Consider the following 15,640-nt stretch of genomic DNA (forward strand, 5'->3'; position numbering starts at 1 on the left):
CGCCGCCGGGGCCGCTATCATGGCGGCCCCGGTTTTTCTTTCAGGATGATTCGATGAGCATCAAATCCGACAACTGGATCCGCCGCATGGCCGAGCGGGAAGGCATGATCGAGCCCTTCGAGTCGGACCAGGTGCGCTATGTGAACGACCGTCGGGTGATCTCCTACGGCACCTCCAGCTACGGCTACGACGTGCGCTGCGCCGATGAGTTCAAGGTGTTCACCAATATCCATTCGGCGGTGGTCGACCCCAAGGCCTTCGATGAGAAGAGCTTCGTCGACATCAAGGGGGATGTCTGCGTGATTCCCCCCAACTCCTTCGCCCTGGCACGCACCGTGGAGTACTTCCGCATCCCGCGCAGCGTGCTGACCATCTGCCTGGGCAAGTCCACCTATGCGCGCTGCGGGATCATCGTCAACGTCACGCCGCTGGAGCCGGAGTGGGAAGGGCACGTGACCCTGGAGTTTTCCAACACCACCAACCTGCCGGCCAAGATCTACGCCAACGAGGGGGTGGCCCAGATGCTGTTCCTGGAGTCCGACGAGGTGTGCGAGACGTCCTACAAGGACCGCGGCGGCAAGTATATGGGGCAGCGGGGCGTTACCTTGCCCCGCACCTGACCCGGCTTCGCCGGGAGCTGTAAGCCATAAGCCGTAAGAAAGGAAACCCGGCCGGGGCCGGCGGAGTTGTCCTTTATCTTGCTGAATTTACGCTGTTTTTACAGCATAGCTTACAGCTTACACTTCTTGATCCTCGTCCAACTCCTCGGCGGCGTCGGCGTGGGAGAGGCGCAGGCCCTGAGGGGGCAGGGGCACGCCGTCGAAGGTGGCGCCCTCGGCGGCGAGCTTCAGGCGCCCCTCCAGGAACCACTTCACGGCGATGGGGTAGATCAGGTGCTCCCGGGCGTGCACCTTCTCCTTGAGGCTCTCCTCGGTCTCGTCGCCCGCGACCGCCACCTCGGCCTGCACCACCACCGGGCCGCCGTCGAGCTCCTCGGTGACGAAGTGCACGCTGCAGCCGTGAGCGGCCACACCGTCGGCCAGCGCCCGGGCATGGGTGTTGAGGCCCTGATAGGCGGGCAGCAGCGAGGGGTGGATGTTGAGCATCCGCCCGAAGTAGCGCTGCACGAAACGCGGCGTGAGAATCCGCATGAAGCCGGCCAGCACGATCAGGTCGGGCTCGTGGCGCTCGATCACCTTGATCAGGGCGCCGTCGTAGGCGTCGCGGTTCTCGTACTCGCGATGCGGCAGCGCCACGGCATCGATGCCTGCCTCGCGGGCACGCTGCAGGCCGTAGGCGTCCGGCTCGTTGGAGATGACCGCCACGATCTCGCCGCCCAGGCGGTCGTGGGTCTGTTCGTCGATCAGCGCCTGCAGGTTGCTGCCGCTGCCCGAGATCAGCACCACCACCCGGCGTGCCTCGCTGGGTTCCGGGGTGATGTCGCGAAGGGTGTCGCTCTGATAGTCGGTGTCGCTCATGCCGTGAGATTCTCCAGCCTGACCGCCTCTTCGCCGGCCTGGCGCGCCACGATCTCGCCGATACGGTGGACCGTTTCCCCCTGGGCCTGGAGATGGGCGCGGGCCTGGTCGGCCTGGTCGGCGGATACCACGACGACCATGCCGATGCCGCAGTTGAGCACGCGATGCATCTCATGCTCGTCGACGTTGCCCTGAGCCTGCAGCCAGTCGAAGACCGATGGCCGCGTCCAGCTGGCGACGTCGATACGGGCGCCAAGGGTGTCGGGCAACACCCGGGGGATATTCTCCAGCAGCCCGCCGCCGGTGATATGCGACAGCGCATGCACGGTCACACCGCTCTCCTTGATCAGCGACAGCAGCGGCTTGACGTAGATGCGGGTGGGGGCGAGCAGGGCGTCGCCCAGGGCCTGGCCCTCCAGGGCGGTATCCAGGCTGGCCTCGCTGACCTCGAGAATCTTGCGGATTAGCGAGTAGCCGTTGGAGTGGGGCCCCGATGAGGCGATGCCCAGCAGCACGTCGCCCTCGGCCACCTGGCTGCCGTCTAGGATCTCGGATTTCTCCACCACGCCCACGCAGAAGCCAGCCAGGTCGTAGTCGCTGCCCTCGTACATGCCCGGCATTTCGGCGGTTTCGCCGCCCACCAGTGCGCAGCCGGCCTGCTCGCAGCCCTCGCCGATACCGGTGACCACGTCGGCGGCGATGTCCACATCGAGCTTGCCCGTGGCATAGTAGTCGAGGAACAGCAGCGGCTCGGCCCCGGCCACCACCAGGTCGTTGACGCACATGGCCACCAGGTCGATGCCGATGGTGTCGTGGCGGCCCAGATCCATGGCGAGGCGCAGTTTGGTGCCGACGCCGTCGGTGCCGGACACCAGCACCGGCTCGCGATAGCCGCTGGGTAGCTGGCACAGAGCGCCGAAGCCGCCAAGGCCGCCCAGCACTTCGGGGCGCGCGGTACGCTTGGCGACGCCCTTGATGCGATCGACCAGGGCGTTGCCGGCATCGATGTCGACACCGGCATCCTTGTAGCTAAGCGAAGCCTTTGGCGGCTGGGCGGGGGTGGAGTCGGTCATGGCCTGTCCTGTGTGAGAATCGCTGTCGATGCATCATCGGCATGGGCAAGGCTCGGCACCTGCCGGCCGACGGTCGGTGGGGATGATCGGGCCGGAATTGTAGCATCACGACGCGCGGCCCGCATCGCCGTGACGGGGCCAAGCAGAGGAGCAAGCGATGCGCAGAGAATGGTGGGTGCTGATCGGGGCGGTGGTGGTGGTATGGCTGCTGTTTCAGCTGGAAGCCATGCTGATGCCGTTCATCGCCGGGATGATTCTTGCCTATCTGGCCGACCCCTTGGCCAATCGCCTGCAGCGTTTGGGTCTATCGCGGCCGCTGGCGGTATGTGCGGTGTTTCTGGTGATGATTCTGCTGCTGGGGCTGGGGCTGCTGGTGCTGATTCCCCTGGCGGCACAGCAGGTGCGTCAGTTCGCGCTGGTCGTGCCGGTGATCTTCGAGTGGGTGGAAAACGTCCTGGCACCGCAGATCCAGGCCTGGACGGGGCTCGATGTGGCCGCCGACCTGGATAATCTCCAGGAGACCCTGGCCGATCACTGGCAAGATGCGGGCGGTTACCTGGCCCAGTTCCTGGGGCAGGTGGGGCGCTCCGGCATGGCGCTGATCACCTGGATCACCTATGTGGCACTGATTCCGGTGGTGACCTTCTATCTGCTGCTCGACTGGAAGCGCTTCATCGTCAGCCTGCGCAACCTGCTGCCGCGTCAGTGGGAACCCGACGCCGTGCGGATCGTGGAGCGCTGCAACGAGGTGCTCTCGGCCTTCCTGCGTGGGCAGCTGCTGGTGATGCTCACCCTGGGGGCCATCTATGCCATCGGTCTGACCCTGATGGGGGTGCGCTTTGGTCTGCTGATCGGCATCATCTCCGGGCTTGCCAGCATCGTGCCCTTTCTGGGATTTATCGTCGGTATCGGCGTGGCACTGATCGTGGCCTTCTTCCAATTTGGTAGCTGGCTCGCGCTGCTGGGTGTCGTGGTGGTGTTCACCATCGGCCAGGTCATCGAAAGCACCGTGCTTCAGCCCAAGCTGCTCGGCAATCGAATCGGGCTGCATCCGGTGGCGGTCATCTTCGCCGTGCTGGCCGGGGGGAACCTGTTCGGTTTCACCGGGGTGCTGCTGGCGCTGCCGGCGGCCGCCGTGATCATGGTACTCTTGCGTGAACTCAAGGATCGCTACCAACGCAGTAGCCTCTATGATGCCCAACGGCATCGCACCCGGGATGAGGAGTCGCCATGAGCCGTGCACCGGCGCAGCTGCCGCTGGGGGTTGGGCTGCGTGATGATGCCACCTTCGCCAGCTTCCTGTCTGGCGCCAACGCCAGCCTGGTGGACCACCTGGTCCATCAGTTCGATGCCAACGGCGAGCCGTTCCTGTATCTGTGGGGGGCCCCGGGAACCGGGCGTACGCATCTATTGCAGGCGGCTTGTCATGCCGCCTCCGACCGTGACCTGCGCGCGCTCTACTTGCCGCTCAACGAGCTTGGGCATTTTCCGCCGCTGATGCTCGAGGAAGTCGAGCGCCTCGATCTGGTGGCGATCGACGACATCGAGGTGGTGGTGGGTCGGCGACGCTGGGAAGAGGGCCTCTTTCACGCCTTCAATCGGCTGCGCGATGCGGGCAAGCGGCTGGTCGTGGCGGCTGACGTCGCGCCCCGTCAGCTGCCGGTGAAGCTCCCCGACCTGGCGTCTCGCCTTAGCTGGGGAATGACCTTCCATCTCCAGGGGCTCGATGACACCCAGCGGCTGCTGGCGCTTCAGCTGCGGGCCCGGGTGCGCGGCATGCAGCTGCCCGACGAAGTGGCCCGCTACATTCTGCATCGTGGCCCGCGCGGCCTGGGCGAGCTGTGCGAGGCGCTGGAGACACTGGATCGCGCCTCGCTGTCCGCCCAGCGCAAGCTGACCATTCCCTTCGTCAAGCAGGCGCTGGGCTGGTAGGGGGCGCCGGATGGTCGTCGGCCCGCCGCCTCACCGCTGGCATAGCTGTTCCGTGCGGTACTTGAAGGCGTTGAGCACGTCTTCCTGGGAGAAGCCGTTCTCCACCAGGGTTCGCTCCCAGGCACGAGTGGGCTTGTAAGCCAGCAGCGCCTCGTTGACGGCGTCGCGCAGCGACTCGGACTCGGGGCCGAAGCTAAAGCCGCCCCAGCTTCGCACCTCCTCGCCGTCGAGGATCGGGTCGACGAAATCCATGGCCGCCTCTACCTCCTGGCTCTGCTGATCCAGGGCGGTCACGGTCAGGCCGGTGGCCGCGTAGGCGTCCGCGTTGCCGTCGAGGATGGCGTCGATGGCCTGCTCATTACGTTCGATGGTGACGAGCTTCTCCTCGGGTACGCCAAGGCCCATCAGGGTGTCGCGCTGATCGGCGCCCGCCATGACGGCGACCCGAAACTCGTTGCGCCCGGCGAAGTCCTCGTAGGCTTGCAGTTCGAGGGGGTTGCCGGCACGCACCAGCAGCCCTTCACCATAGGTGGTGTTGGGTTCGGAGTAGAGGATCTGCTCGCAGCGATGGGGCAGGATCGCCATTTCAGCAGCGGCCATGTCAAAGCGCCCCTCACGCAGCCCCGGGATGAGATCGCTGAAATCGGTGACAATCCACTCGATATCGTCGATCTCCAGTGTCTCCATGAGGTGAAGTGCCACCTCCGGGCCTGCGCCGCGTGGCTCGCCGTCGGCGTCCAGGTAGCCGTAAGGCACTTCGTCGGCCACGGCGATCCGGATGCCGCGCTCGCGTACCTCCTCAAGGGTGGCGGCGCTCGCCGGCGCCAGGCCGACCGCAAGCGTCCCGATGACCAGCCGCATCGGCCAGCCGGCGCTGTTGACGTGACTCATCTCCGCCCCTCCGCTGTGTCGGATTGCATGACCTCGGCGGCCCTTCGCCACAGGCCTTTGGCCACAACATAGGCGACACGCCGGTGGGCTGCCAGGCGGTGGCGCCTCAGCGGCTCAGGTTGACCTGCAGGGACCGGCCATTGTGCAGGGTGACCTGACGGATGATGATCTGTCGCTCACCGCTTCGCGGGTCGATCATGCTGCCCGATACGTAGAACTCCCCCGGCGGCAGGCCGTTCACGGTGAAGTTGCCGTTGCCGTCGGTACGAACGGTGTGGGTGTACTCTCTGGCTCGTGGGTCCGCCGGTTCCACGGCGCGCCCGGCCAGGGCGTTTTCCGCGGCTTCGGCCGAGTAGGTGGTGACAGGGGCCACGGAGATGGTTTCGCCCGCCCCGGCCACGCCGTTCAGGGCCAGGCGGCCGCTGACGGCAGCGGTGCCGGTTGTTGGCAACGCCGCATATTCCGCCTCCGGAAAGCTGACCTGCCGTGGGATGCGGCCAGGCGTGGTGGTCCTGGGGGCGTCGCGCTCGACGTCCGGGGCGCGCTCGGTACCGATATCGATGACTTCGATGCGTTCGGGAGGCAGGGCGGGGCGGGGCTCCATCATCTGGCACCCTGAGAGGGCAAGACCCAGCAAGGCCACCGGTATCCAGGCTTTCATGCGATTGCATCCTCGTGATTGGGCCCCGTGCATTCGCAGCATATACGATCCGCAGAGGCGCGCAACCGTGGGGCGGGCCACCCAACGCAAGGAACCCGCCGTTTGGCGGGTTCCTTGCTTGGCCCTGCAGTGCCGGCGAGCGGCCGGCCTGCGGGCTTACTTGGCAGCTTTGGTGGCCGCTTCTTGCGCCTGCTTGACGTTGCTCTCGGCCAGCTTCTGGCTCTGCTGGACGAAGTCCTGCTGCAGGGAGACCACTTTCTCGGCGTCACCCTTCAGGCGCTCGGTCAGCTCCTTGGCAACGCCCTGCTGGCCTTCCAGGTAGCTGCGCAGGCCTTCGGCGTCCTTGACGTTGAGCAGGTTGCGTACCTGGGCCAGGCCGGTGTCGGTGTAGGCCTTGGTGGCGTCGAGCTGGGCATTGACCAGCTTCTCGGTGAAGTCGACGCTCAGGGCGGCATAGGCGCGGGCCGGAGCGAAGAACATCGACTCGACCTGCTTGGTGTCGAACTGCTTGGGATCGAAGCTGAACTGGCTGATCATGATAGGAACCTCCGGGGCTCTTGATGTGATGTGGAACGGGAATTCCCTCCTGTTGCGATGCACAATAGCAAAGTGGTTTGTGCAGTGCAACATTGAATGGCCTCTTGGTCGCGAAACGGCACAGGAAGGGGAGGCCGGCGAGCACGCTGCCGCCTGGTGCCACTGGCGGCGGGAGGTGTGCGGTGGGCAGGCGGGTGCCGCGTTCGCCGTTATGATCATCGGCGAGTCAGAGTCAGGCTTGCATGAGGGGCGTGGCGCGACCAAGGTAAGGAGAGTCATCGATACCGACCAAGGAGGTCGCCATGAGCGAGCATCGTATCGAACGTGACAGCATGGGTGAGCTCAAGGTCCCCAAGGACGCCCTGTACGGCGCCCAGACCCAGCGGGCGGTCGACAATTTTCCGGTCTCCGGACAGCCGATGCCGGTGGCCTTCATCCACGCCATCGCCCGCATCAAGATGGCCGCGGCGCGGGTCAATCACGAGCTGGGGCTGCTGGACGCCGAGCGAGCCGAGGCCATTGCTTCCGCGGCCCAGGCGATCATCGAGGGGCGCCACGATGACCAGTTCCCCGTGGATGTCTTCCAGACCGGCTCGGGCACCTCCAGCAACATGAACGTCAACGAGGTGATCGCCCACCTGGCCAGCGCTGAAGGCGTGCCGGTGGGGCCCAACGACCACGTCAATATGGGGCAGTCGAGCAACGACGTGATCCCCACCGCCATCCACCTCTCGGCGGCCCTGGAGGTCACCGCACGGCTGCGCCCGGCGCTGCTCCACCTGCGTGAGACCATCGATACTCGCGCCGAGGCGCTTGACGGCGTGGTCAAGACCGGTCGGACTCATCTCATGGATGCCATGCCGCTGCGGCTCAGCCAGGAGCTCGGCGGCTGGTCGAGTCAGGTGGGGCAGGCCATGGAGCGCCTGGATAGTGCCATGCTGCGGCTGACGCGGCTGGCCCAGGGCGGCACGGCGGTTGGCACCGGCATCAATGCCCATCCCGACTTCGCCGCTCGCATGGCCCGAGAGCTGGGCGATCAGACCGGGCTGGCGCTCTCGCCCAATGACAGCTTCTTTGCCAGCCTGGCCTCCCAGGATGCCGCCGTGGAGCTCTCCGGCCAGCTCCGGGGACTGGCCTGCGTGGTCATGAAGATCGCCAACGACCTGCGCTGGATGAATTCCGGGCCGCTGGCCGGGCTCGGCGAGATCGAGCTGGAGGCGCTGCAGCCGGGCAGCTCGATCATGCCGGGGAAGGTCAATCCGGTGATTCCCGAATCGGCGGCCCAGGCCGCGGCCCAGGTCATCGGGTTGGATACGGCGGTCACCGTGGCCGGGCAGAGCGGCAACTTCCAGCTCAACGTGATGCTGCCGCTGATCGCCCACAACCTGCTGACCTCGATCACCCTGATGAGCAACACCGCCCAGCTGCTGGCCGACCGGGCGATTGCCGGCTTCCGGGTCCGCGAGGACAATCTCGCCGGGCCGCTGGCCCGCAACCCCATCCTGGTGACCGCCCTGAACGGCGTGATCGGCTACGACGCCGCGGCGGCTATCGCCAAGCAGGCCTACCAGGCCGGTCGGCCGATCATCGAGGTCGCCGAAGAGCAGACCGAGCTAAGCCGTGAGGAGCTGGAACGCCTGCTCGACCCGGCACGTCTCACCTACGGCGGCATACCGGAGTAGCCGGCGGCGGGGTCGGCTCGATCAGGCGGCTGCCTGCGCCCGTCGCCGCGCCGCGATGTAGTGTGAGAGGCGCTCGATTTGCCGGGTGCTCAATCGCAGTCCGAGCTTGGTGCGGCGCCACAGGATGTCGTCGGCGCTGCAGGCCCACTCCCGATCGATCAGATAGTCGACCTCGGCGGCACTCAGGCCGGCGCCGAAATCCTCGCCGAGGTCGGCCACGCAGGCGGCCCCCTGGAGGAAGCACAGGCAGAGGGTGCCGTAGCTTCGGGCAAAGCGGCGCGCGCGGGGCATGCCGAGCCAGGGATAGTCCGCCTGCAGGCGGCTGATGAAGGCGGCCTGGCTGTCGATATCGCCGCCGGGAAGCCGCGTCTTCTCCGTCCAGCCGGGACCCATGGTGGGCAGGTGGGGGGTCAGCTGGCGCAGGGCCGCCTCGGCCAGCTTCCGGTAGGTGGTGATCTTGCCGCCGTAGACCGACAGCAGCGGGGCGCCGTCAGGGTCCAGGGCCAGGGTGTAGTCGCGGGTCATCGCCGCAGGCTCGGACGACTCATCGTCACACAGCGGTCGGACGCCGGAGAAAGTGGTGACCACATCCTCGCGACTCAGCTGGCGACGAAAATGTGCGTTGACGACCCCCAGCAGGTAGTCGATCTCCGTCTCGCTGGCGGAGACCTGAGCCGGGTCGCCGGTATAGCGCCGGTCGGTGGTACCCACCAGGCTGAAGTCTTCCTCATAGGGCAGCACGAACACGATACGCCGGTCGCTGTTCTGCAGGATGTAAGCACGCTCGTCGGCGTTGAGGCGGGGAACCACCAGGTGGCTGCCCTGGATCATGCGGATCCCGTAGCGTGAGTCGCGCCCGGCCTGCTCGCGTACGATGCGCTCCACCCAGGGGCCGCCGGCGTTGACCAGTGCCCTGGCGCGACGTTGAAAGCGCACGCCGCGCTGGGTGTCTTCCAGCTCGAGGTGCCAGTGGCCCTGCGCCTCGCGGGCGGCAATACAGCGCGTGCGTGTCAGGATTTCGGCGCCATGCTCATGCGCCTGAAGCGCATTGACCAGCACCAGGCGGGCATCGTCTACCCAGCAATCGGAATACTCGAAGCCACGCAGGATCTCGGGCTTGAGCGGCCCATCGGAGCCGAAGCGCAGGCTGCGCGAGCGGGGCAGTCGCCTGCGCCGCCCCAGGTGGTCGTAGAGGAACAGCCCGGCGCGGATCATCCAGGCCGGACGCAGGTCGGCGCGATGCGGCAGGATGAAGCGTAGCGGCCAGATGATATGCGGTGCCTTGTCGAGCAGGCGTTCCCGCTCCCGCAGGGCTTCGCCAACCAGCCGGAACTCGCGGTGCTCCAGGTAGCGCAGCCCGCCATGGATCAGCTTGCTGCTTGCCGAAGAGGTGGCGCTGGCCAGGTCGGCCTGCTCGCACAGGGCCACGGAGAGGCCGCGGCCGGCCGCATCGTTGGCGATGCCGACGCCGTTGATGCCGCCGCCGATGACGAAGAGATCGAGCGGATCGGTGGGGGGGCTGGCCATGGCGAGGCTCCGGCTGACTGTCGCGCACTTGCCCATGTCGAACATGGGATGTTTGAAAACGAAAATAGAACAATCGAAAACGAACATCAAGCGCCGACATCGCCTTGCGCGCCTTCGCCAGAGAGCGCTCGTGAAGCTTCCGGCGGGAGGATCAGGCGATATGCAGGGCGACGTCGTGGGCGCGCAGCAGCCGGGCGATGGCTTCGGGGGGCTCGCGGTCGGTGAATAGAGCGTCCAGCTGGGCAATGTTGCCCTGGCGTACCACCGGGTTGCGATGGAACTTGGAGTGGTCGGCGGCCAGGAACACCTGGCGCGAGTTGCGGATGATGGCCTGGGCCACGCGGACTTCCTGGTAGTCGAACTCGAGCAGCGAGCCGTCCTCGTCGATGCCGCTGATGCCGATGATGCCGAAGTCGACCTTGAACTGGTTGATGAAATCGATGGTGGCCTCGCCGATGATCCCGCCGTCTCGAGAGCGCACCTGGCCGCCTGCGATGATCACGTTGAAATCCTCCTTGTGTTGAAGGATCGCCGCCACGTTGAGGTTGTTGGTGATCACCTCGAGTCCTTGGTGTTCCAGCAGGGCCTCCGCCACGACTTCGTTGCTGGTGCCGATATTGATGAACAGGGAGGCGTGGTCGGGAATCTGCTGGGCCAGCAGGGCGGCGATGCGCCGTTTCGCCTCGAGGTTGAGGTTCTTGCGGGTGCTGTAGGCGGTGTTGACGGTGCTGGACTCGAGACCGGCGCCGCCGTGGACGCGCCGAATCAGGCCTTCGCCGGCCAGGGTGTTGAGATCGCGACGGATCGTCTGGGGGGTGACGGCGAAATGCTCGGTAAGCTGCTCGATGCTGGCATAGCCCTGACGACGGACCAGATCGATGATGGCATCCTGACGTAGCTGCTGGTTCATGGTGGCTCCCTGTCGATCGGCCCTATTGTATGCCATCGTTGCCGTTCTCGGCAGGGATGCGATTGTCGAAGGCGACCAGGCGCTTTCCCGCGTGCGCAGAATCGAACATTCTCCCGCGGGCAAGGTGCCCAGCAGGTACCCTGCGTCGATCGACAACTGCCTGATCCACAAGATGTTATATCGGGCTTGCATTCGTCCGGTGAATGGGTAGAATACGCATCCGTTGCCGCAGCGAGCCGGCCGGATCGGGCGCCCTGTGTCTTATCTGGCAAGCACTCGGCAAGAAGCGCACAGCAGGACCATAGCTCAGTTGGTTAGAGCGCCACGTTGACATCGTGGAGGTCGGCGGTTCAAATCCGCCTGGTCCTACCAGCGTCTTCCTGCTTTCGCCGCCGTGATAGCGTCAGGACCATAGCTCAGTTGGTTAGAGCGCCACGTTGACATCGTGGAGGTCGGCGGTTCAAATCCGCCTGGTCCTACCAGATTTTGACACGCCCCCGCTGCCCTTGGCAGCGGGGGCGTGTTGCGTCTGGGTCTCTCGCCGTTCGATGGCGGTGCGTGTCACTCAGCCGTTGGGGCAAGGTCGGAGCGGGTGACGAAGACGGCGACCAGCGCTTCGATGCCGGCCTGGTCCTCGGCGCTGAAACGCTCCTGTTGCGGGCTGTCCAGGTCCAGTACGCCCCACAGGTGTTCATCGACTACCACCGGTATCACCAGCTCCGCGCGGGAGGCGGCATCGCAGGCGATGTGGTCGGCCACGGCGTGGACGTCGTCGATGCGCTGGGTTTGCCGGCTGCGCGCGGCCGCGCCGCAGACCCCCTTGCTGAAGGGGATAGGGTGGCAGGCGGGCTTGCCCTGGAAGGGGCCCAGCGACAGCACCTCGGGCTCGCGCTGCAGATAGAACCCCGCCCAGTTCAGGTCCGGGATCGTCTGCATCAGAAAGGCGCAGGTCTGGGCGCTGTTGGTTAGCCAGTCGCGAGTGTCGAGCAGGGCCTCGAGTTGGCGGGCCAGCAGGGCATAGTCGGGCATCGTGTCGGCTCCTTGGTTGCCATTCCCGAAATGACAGGGCCGGCGCAAGGCCGGCCCCTAAACCCGTTCAGTTTACTCCCAGCCGGGTACCGCGCCACCGTCGAACAGCTCCAGCGCCTTGGCGGCAACCGCGTCGCTCTGATAGGCGGACACCAGCTGCTGGATCTCCTCGCGCTCCTCGTCGCCGGCTCGCACCGCGATAAGGTTGACGTAGGGGGAGTCCGGTCCCTCCTTGATCAGGGCATCATCCAGGCGCAGGCCGGCGGGCTGGGCAAAGGTATTGTTGATGAAGGCCAGGTCCACGTCGGGCAGCACGCGAGGCAGCTGGGCCGCTTCGATCTCGCGGAAGCGCAGGCCCTGAGGGTTGTCGATTACGTTGACCGGGGTGGCCTCAAGGTTGTCGGGGTCATCCAGGGTGATGAGGCCGGCATTGTGCATCAGGATCATCGCCCGCCCGCCGTTGGTGGGGTCGTTGGGCAGGGCGATGATGGCCCGCTCGGGAAGCTCATCCATGCTGGCATGCTTTTCCGAGTAGGCGCCGATGGGATAGACGAAGGTGTAGCCGGCTACCACCAGGTCATAGCCGCGGTCGTCCACCATGCTCTGCATATACGGCTCGTGCTGGAAGGCATTGGCATCCAGGCTGCCGTCGGCCAGCGCCGAGTTGGGCGAGACATAGTCGGTGAACTCGATGATCTCCACGTCGAGATCGTAGCGCTCCTTGGCGAGCTGGACGGCCACCTCCATCACCTCGGATTCGGGGCCGGACATGGTGCCGACCGTGATCGAGCGGCTGTCGGCGTCGCCGCCGTCGTTGCCGCAGGCGGTCAGCAGGGCGGCGCCGACCAGAGTGGCGGCGCCCAGCAGGCGGGTCGGGGTGAGGGGCATGGGGCATTCTCCTTTATCGTGTGCCGCCAGCGGCGGCGTGTCGTCGATGGCTGGGTCAGGGTGACGTCCTGGGCACTACTTTCGATCGCTCTTGCGTACCAGGTAGTCACCCAGGCTCTGGAAGCCCTGTACCATTACCACCAGGATCGCCACCGTGATCAGCATGACGGTGGGATTGAAGCGGTTGTAGCCGTAGCGAATCCCCAGGTCCCCCAGGCCGCCGCCACCCACGGCGCCGGCCATGGCCGAATAGCTGACCAGGGTCACCACGGTGATGGTCAGGCCGGTGATGATGCCGCCGCGGGCCTCGGGTAGCAGCACCTTGCCGATGATCTGCCAGGGCGTGGCGCCCATCGACTGGGCGGCCTCGATCAGCCCGGGCGAGATCTCGTTGAGGGCGCCTTCCACCAGGCGCGCAACGAAGGGGATGGCGGCGATGGTCAGCGGTACCACGGCGGCGTTGGTGCCGATCGAGGTGCCCACCAGCATCCGGGTGAAGGGGATGATCGCCACCATCAGGATGATGAAGGGGATGGAGCGCCCGATATTGGTGATGACGCCCAGTACCCGGTTGAGGGTCGGGTGGGCCATGATCTGACCGGGGCGGGTCACGTACAGCAGTACGCCGAGTGGCACGCCGAGCAGGGCGGCGATGATCCCGGAGACGGCCACCATATAAAGCGTGTCGAGGGTGGCTCGCAGGATCAGCTCAATCATCGCGCTGGACATGGCCGAGCACCTCCACGTGTAGGTCATGGGATTCGAGATAGTCGATGGCCTGGCGGGTCTTGTCCGCGGGGCCCAGCAGCTCGGCGATCATCAATCCCAGGGTGCGTTCCTGGATCGATTCCACCTTGGCCTGCAAAATGCTGACGTCCACCTGGCAGTCGCGGGCCAGCCGAGAGATCAGCGGGGTGGCCACGGCGTCGCCGGAGAAGGCGAGTCGGACCACCGGGTGGGTGTGGGGGCCGGCCGTTGTCTCGAGGCGCTCGATCAGCGCCTTGGGAGGCTCGAGCTTCAGGAAGTCGTTGAGAAACTCTCGGCCGAGCCGGGTGCGCGGGGCGGTGAAAAAATCGCCCACCTCGGCCTCCTCGACCAGTTCGCCATCCGAGATCAAGCTGACGCGGTGGCAGATCGATTTCACCACCTCCATCTCATGGGTGATCAGTAGGATGGTCAGGCCGAGTCGCTGGTTGATGTCGCGCAGCAGCGTCAGGATCGAGCCGGTGGTCTGGGGGTCCAGGGCCGAGGTGGCTTCGTCACAGAGTAGCACCTTGGGCTCGCTGGCCAGCGCCCGGGCAATCGCCACGCGCTGTTTCTGGCCGCCCGAGAGCTGGGCCGGGTACTGGCGCGCCTTGTCTTCGAGGCCCACCAGTTCCAGCAGCGGCAGTACCCGCTCGCGGATGGCGGTGCGCTTCATGCCCATCAGCTCCAGCGGCAGGGCCACGTTGTCGTAGACGCTGCGGGTGGTCAGCAGATTGAAGTGCTGAAAGATCATGCCGATACGGTGGCGGGCCTGGTTCAGCGCGGCGGCCGACAGGCGGGTCATTTCCTGGTCGTCGACGCTGACGCTGCCGCCGCTGGGCCGTTCCAGCAGGTTGATGCAGCGTATCAGCGTGGACTTGCCGGCGCCCGACAGGCCAATGACGCCGTGGATGCTGCCCTCGGGGACATGCAGGTTGACGTTCTTTAGCGCGACCACGGCGGTGGGGTCGCTCTCCTCGGTGCCCTTCCGCTGCCCCTTGGGGTAGTAGGTCTTGGAGACGTTGCGTAGTGTGATCATGCTGGTTTCCGCTCTCCGGCGCCATGTCAATGCGGGGTGCGGCAGCAGGCAGCAAAAAAAGGCCACCCTGACGGGTGGCCATCAACGCTGGACACACCCTTTTAGCTGCACTTCATGCCGACTTCTCGACATGGGCGCCCGCAATCCGGGTACAAATCGGCGCCTTGAATGTTAGTTGTCGATAGTACGACCAAAGGCGAAGGTTGTCAATCCTGGCGGTGCATGTTTCGGCGGTTATCCGGCCCTGCTAGGGGAAAGGCCTGCACAATGGCCATCCGACTTTTGTTATTTTCTTGGTTCTTCGCACTTTAGCGTGAACATGTTTGGCAGGTTTTATAGTGGGAGGCCGGCTCTGCCGGGCGAAGGCGCCGCAGGCGCCCCATGGGTAGCGCTGCGCGCTACTTCGCGAGCTGAAGCTCCCTCCCACAAAGCCAGTTCACGCCAGTCTGCGATGAACCATTTTCTTTTAGATGGCGGGGCCGGTGGCGTATGGATGGACGCCATGCCGGTGAGTTCCTACACTGCCTCTCTTTCATTTCATTTTCATTTCATTCGCCCGCCATGGCGGGCGCTGCGTGAGGAGCGCTCATGTTCACAGGCATCGTTCAGGGAACGGCGGAGATCGTCGCCATCAAGGAGGCCGAAGCATTTCGTACCCACGTCGTGGCCCTGCCGGAGGCGCTGCACCGAGGGCTCGAGCTGGGCGCCTCGGTGGCCCACAACGGTGTCTGCCTGACCGTGACCGCCATCGACGGTGAGCGGATCAGCTTCGATCTGATGCGCGAGACCCTGGAAGTGACCAATCTTGGTGCGCTCCAGGTGGGCGATCGCGTCAATATCGAGCGGGCGGCGCGTTTCGGCGACGAGATCGGCGGTCACGCCATGTCCGGCCACGTCATGACCATGGCCGAGCTGGTCGAATTGGACGAAACGCCCAACAACCGCCGGCTGTGGTTCGAAGTGCCCGAGGCGCTGGGGCGCTTCCTGTTCGACAAGGGCTATGTCGGGGTGGACGGCATCAGTCTGACCATCGGCGAAGTGCGCCGTGTCGCGGCGCAGGCACCGCGCTTTTGCGTCAACCTGATTCCCGAGACCCTGGCGCGCACCACCCTGGTGGATCGAGTGCCTGGCGACCGGGTCAATATCGAGGTCGATCCCCAGACCCAGGTCATCGTCGAGACCGTCGAGCGAGTGCTGGCGGCCCGGGGAGTGTGAAACCGGCGCCGTGCTGACCGTTTCGTCAAGTCTG

At 65.6% G+C, this 15,640-nt stretch carries 16 protein-coding genes and 2 tRNA genes; 7 read left to right on the forward strand and 11 right to left on the reverse strand.

From position 1 onward, the window contains the following. Positions 1 to 53: 53 nt before the first annotated feature. Complete coding sequence (gene dcd, locus ACZIYR_RS08365) at positions 54 to 620, forward strand: dCTP deaminase (protein WP_483528876.1); 567 nt, start codon at positions 54 to 56, stop codon at positions 618 to 620. Between the two features lie 117 nt (positions 621 to 737). On the opposite strand, the gene purN is transcribed toward dcd, so the two are convergent. Then, the gene (gene purN, locus ACZIYR_RS08370) at positions 738 to 1,478 is read right to left on the reverse strand and encodes a phosphoribosylglycinamide formyltransferase (protein WP_473033326.1); all 741 of its coding nucleotides are present in this window, start codon (positions 1,476 to 1,478) and stop codon (positions 738 to 740) included. Further along, a complete protein-coding gene (purM, locus tag ACZIYR_RS08375) occupies positions 1,475 to 2,551 on the reverse strand; it encodes a phosphoribosylformylglycinamidine cyclo-ligase (RefSeq protein ID WP_483528877.1) in 1,077 nt (358 codons plus the stop codon). The genes purN and purM overlap by 4 nt, the downstream gene beginning before the upstream one ends. A 157-nt stretch (positions 2,552 to 2,708) precedes the next feature. Between purM and ACZIYR_RS08380 the strand changes: the two genes are divergently transcribed. Together ACZIYR_RS08380 and hda are read left to right on the forward strand one after the other, a co-directional pair. Next, positions 2,709 to 3,785 (forward strand): AI-2E family transporter, encoded by a 1,077-nt coding sequence (locus ACZIYR_RS08380; RefSeq protein WP_483528878.1) that lies wholly within the window; start codon positions 2,709 to 2,711, stop codon positions 3,783 to 3,785. Next, positions 3,782 to 4,483, forward strand: a complete 702-nt coding sequence (hda, locus tag ACZIYR_RS08385; protein WP_483528879.1) for a DnaA regulatory inactivator Hda — start codon at positions 3,782 to 3,784, stop codon at positions 4,481 to 4,483. The genes ACZIYR_RS08380 and hda overlap by 4 nt, the downstream gene beginning before the upstream one ends. Before the next feature lie 30 nt (positions 4,484 to 4,513). Here hda and ehuB read toward each other — a convergent pair whose 3' ends face one another. From ehuB to ACZIYR_RS08400, 3 genes are all read right to left on the reverse strand, one after another. After that, entirely contained in the window at positions 4,514 to 5,374 is an 861-nt protein-coding gene (ehuB, locus tag ACZIYR_RS08390; protein ID WP_473033327.1) for an ectoine/hydroxyectoine ABC transporter substrate-binding protein EhuB, read from the reverse strand. A 106-nt stretch (positions 5,375 to 5,480) separates the two neighbouring features. Next, positions 5,481 to 6,035, reverse strand: coding sequence for a carboxypeptidase-like regulatory domain-containing protein (locus tag ACZIYR_RS08395; RefSeq protein ID WP_473033328.1), 555 nt, complete (start codon positions 6,033 to 6,035; stop codon positions 5,481 to 5,483). Between the two features lie 156 nt (positions 6,036 to 6,191). Beyond that, positions 6,192 to 6,572 (reverse strand): phasin family protein, encoded by a 381-nt coding sequence (locus tag ACZIYR_RS08400; RefSeq protein WP_473033329.1) that lies wholly within the window; start codon positions 6,570 to 6,572, stop codon positions 6,192 to 6,194. Positions 6,573 to 6,874: 302 nt separating this feature from the next. Here ACZIYR_RS08400 and ACZIYR_RS08405 point away from each other — a divergent pair, with 302 nt between their 5' ends. Continuing rightward, on the forward strand, positions 6,875 to 8,254 hold the full coding sequence (locus ACZIYR_RS08405; protein ID WP_483528880.1) for a class II fumarate hydratase: 1,380 nt from the start codon (positions 6,875 to 6,877) through the stop codon (positions 8,252 to 8,254). Positions 8,255 to 8,275: 21 nt separating this feature from the next. On the opposite strand, the gene glpD is transcribed toward ACZIYR_RS08405, so the two are convergent. Both glpD and ACZIYR_RS08415 read right to left on the reverse strand, forming a co-directional pair. Continuing rightward, on the reverse strand, positions 8,276 to 9,781 hold the full coding sequence (gene glpD / locus ACZIYR_RS08410) for a glycerol-3-phosphate dehydrogenase (protein ID WP_483528881.1): 1,506 nt from the start codon (positions 9,779 to 9,781) through the stop codon (positions 8,276 to 8,278). Positions 9,782 to 9,932: 151 nt separating this feature from the next. Then, positions 9,933 to 10,691: a DeoR/GlpR family transcriptional regulator gene (locus tag ACZIYR_RS08415; protein WP_473033331.1), complete on the reverse strand. Its 759-nt coding sequence runs from the start codon at positions 10,689 to 10,691 to the stop codon at positions 9,933 to 9,935. 295 nt (positions 10,692 to 10,986) lie between these two features. Here ACZIYR_RS08415 and ACZIYR_RS08420 point away from each other — a divergent pair. Together ACZIYR_RS08420 and ACZIYR_RS08425 are read left to right on the forward strand one after the other, a co-directional pair. Further along, positions 10,987 to 11,063: transfer RNA gene (locus ACZIYR_RS08420), tRNA-Val, on the forward strand. A 33-nt stretch (positions 11,064 to 11,096) separates the two neighbouring features. Further along, positions 11,097 to 11,173: transfer RNA gene (locus ACZIYR_RS08425), tRNA-Val, on the forward strand. A gap of 79 nt (positions 11,174 to 11,252) precedes the next feature. Here ACZIYR_RS08425 and ACZIYR_RS08430 read toward each other — a convergent pair. The 4 genes from ACZIYR_RS08430 to ACZIYR_RS08445 all read right to left on the reverse strand — a co-directional run bounded on the left by ACZIYR_RS08430 (position 11,253) and on the right by ACZIYR_RS08445 (position 14,391). Next, positions 11,253 to 11,720, reverse strand: a complete 468-nt coding sequence (locus ACZIYR_RS08430; RefSeq protein ID WP_473033332.1) for a GAF domain-containing protein — start codon at positions 11,718 to 11,720, stop codon at positions 11,253 to 11,255. A gap of 72 nt (positions 11,721 to 11,792) precedes the next feature. Beyond that, entirely contained in the window at positions 11,793 to 12,608 is an 816-nt protein-coding gene (locus ACZIYR_RS08435) for a MetQ/NlpA family ABC transporter substrate-binding protein (RefSeq protein ID WP_483528882.1), read from the reverse strand. 75 nt (positions 12,609 to 12,683) lie between these two features. After that, positions 12,684 to 13,337 (reverse strand): methionine ABC transporter permease, encoded by a 654-nt coding sequence (locus tag ACZIYR_RS08440; RefSeq protein ID WP_483528883.1) that lies wholly within the window; start codon positions 13,335 to 13,337, stop codon positions 12,684 to 12,686. Then, complete coding sequence (locus ACZIYR_RS08445; protein ID WP_483528884.1) at positions 13,318 to 14,391, reverse strand: methionine ABC transporter ATP-binding protein; 1,074 nt, start codon at positions 14,389 to 14,391, stop codon at positions 13,318 to 13,320. Before ACZIYR_RS08445 ends, ACZIYR_RS08440 begins: the two co-directional genes overlap by 20 nt. A 588-nt stretch (positions 14,392 to 14,979) precedes the next feature. On the opposite strand from ACZIYR_RS08445, the gene ACZIYR_RS08450 reads away from it, so the two are divergent. Continuing rightward, positions 14,980 to 15,606: a riboflavin synthase subunit alpha gene (locus ACZIYR_RS08450; protein ID WP_473033335.1), complete on the forward strand. Its 627-nt coding sequence runs from the start codon at positions 14,980 to 14,982 to the stop codon at positions 15,604 to 15,606. Positions 15,607 to 15,640: the final 34 nt, after the last annotated feature.

The sequence above is a fragment of the Billgrantia sp. NRB1 genome, from assembly GCF_056921725.1.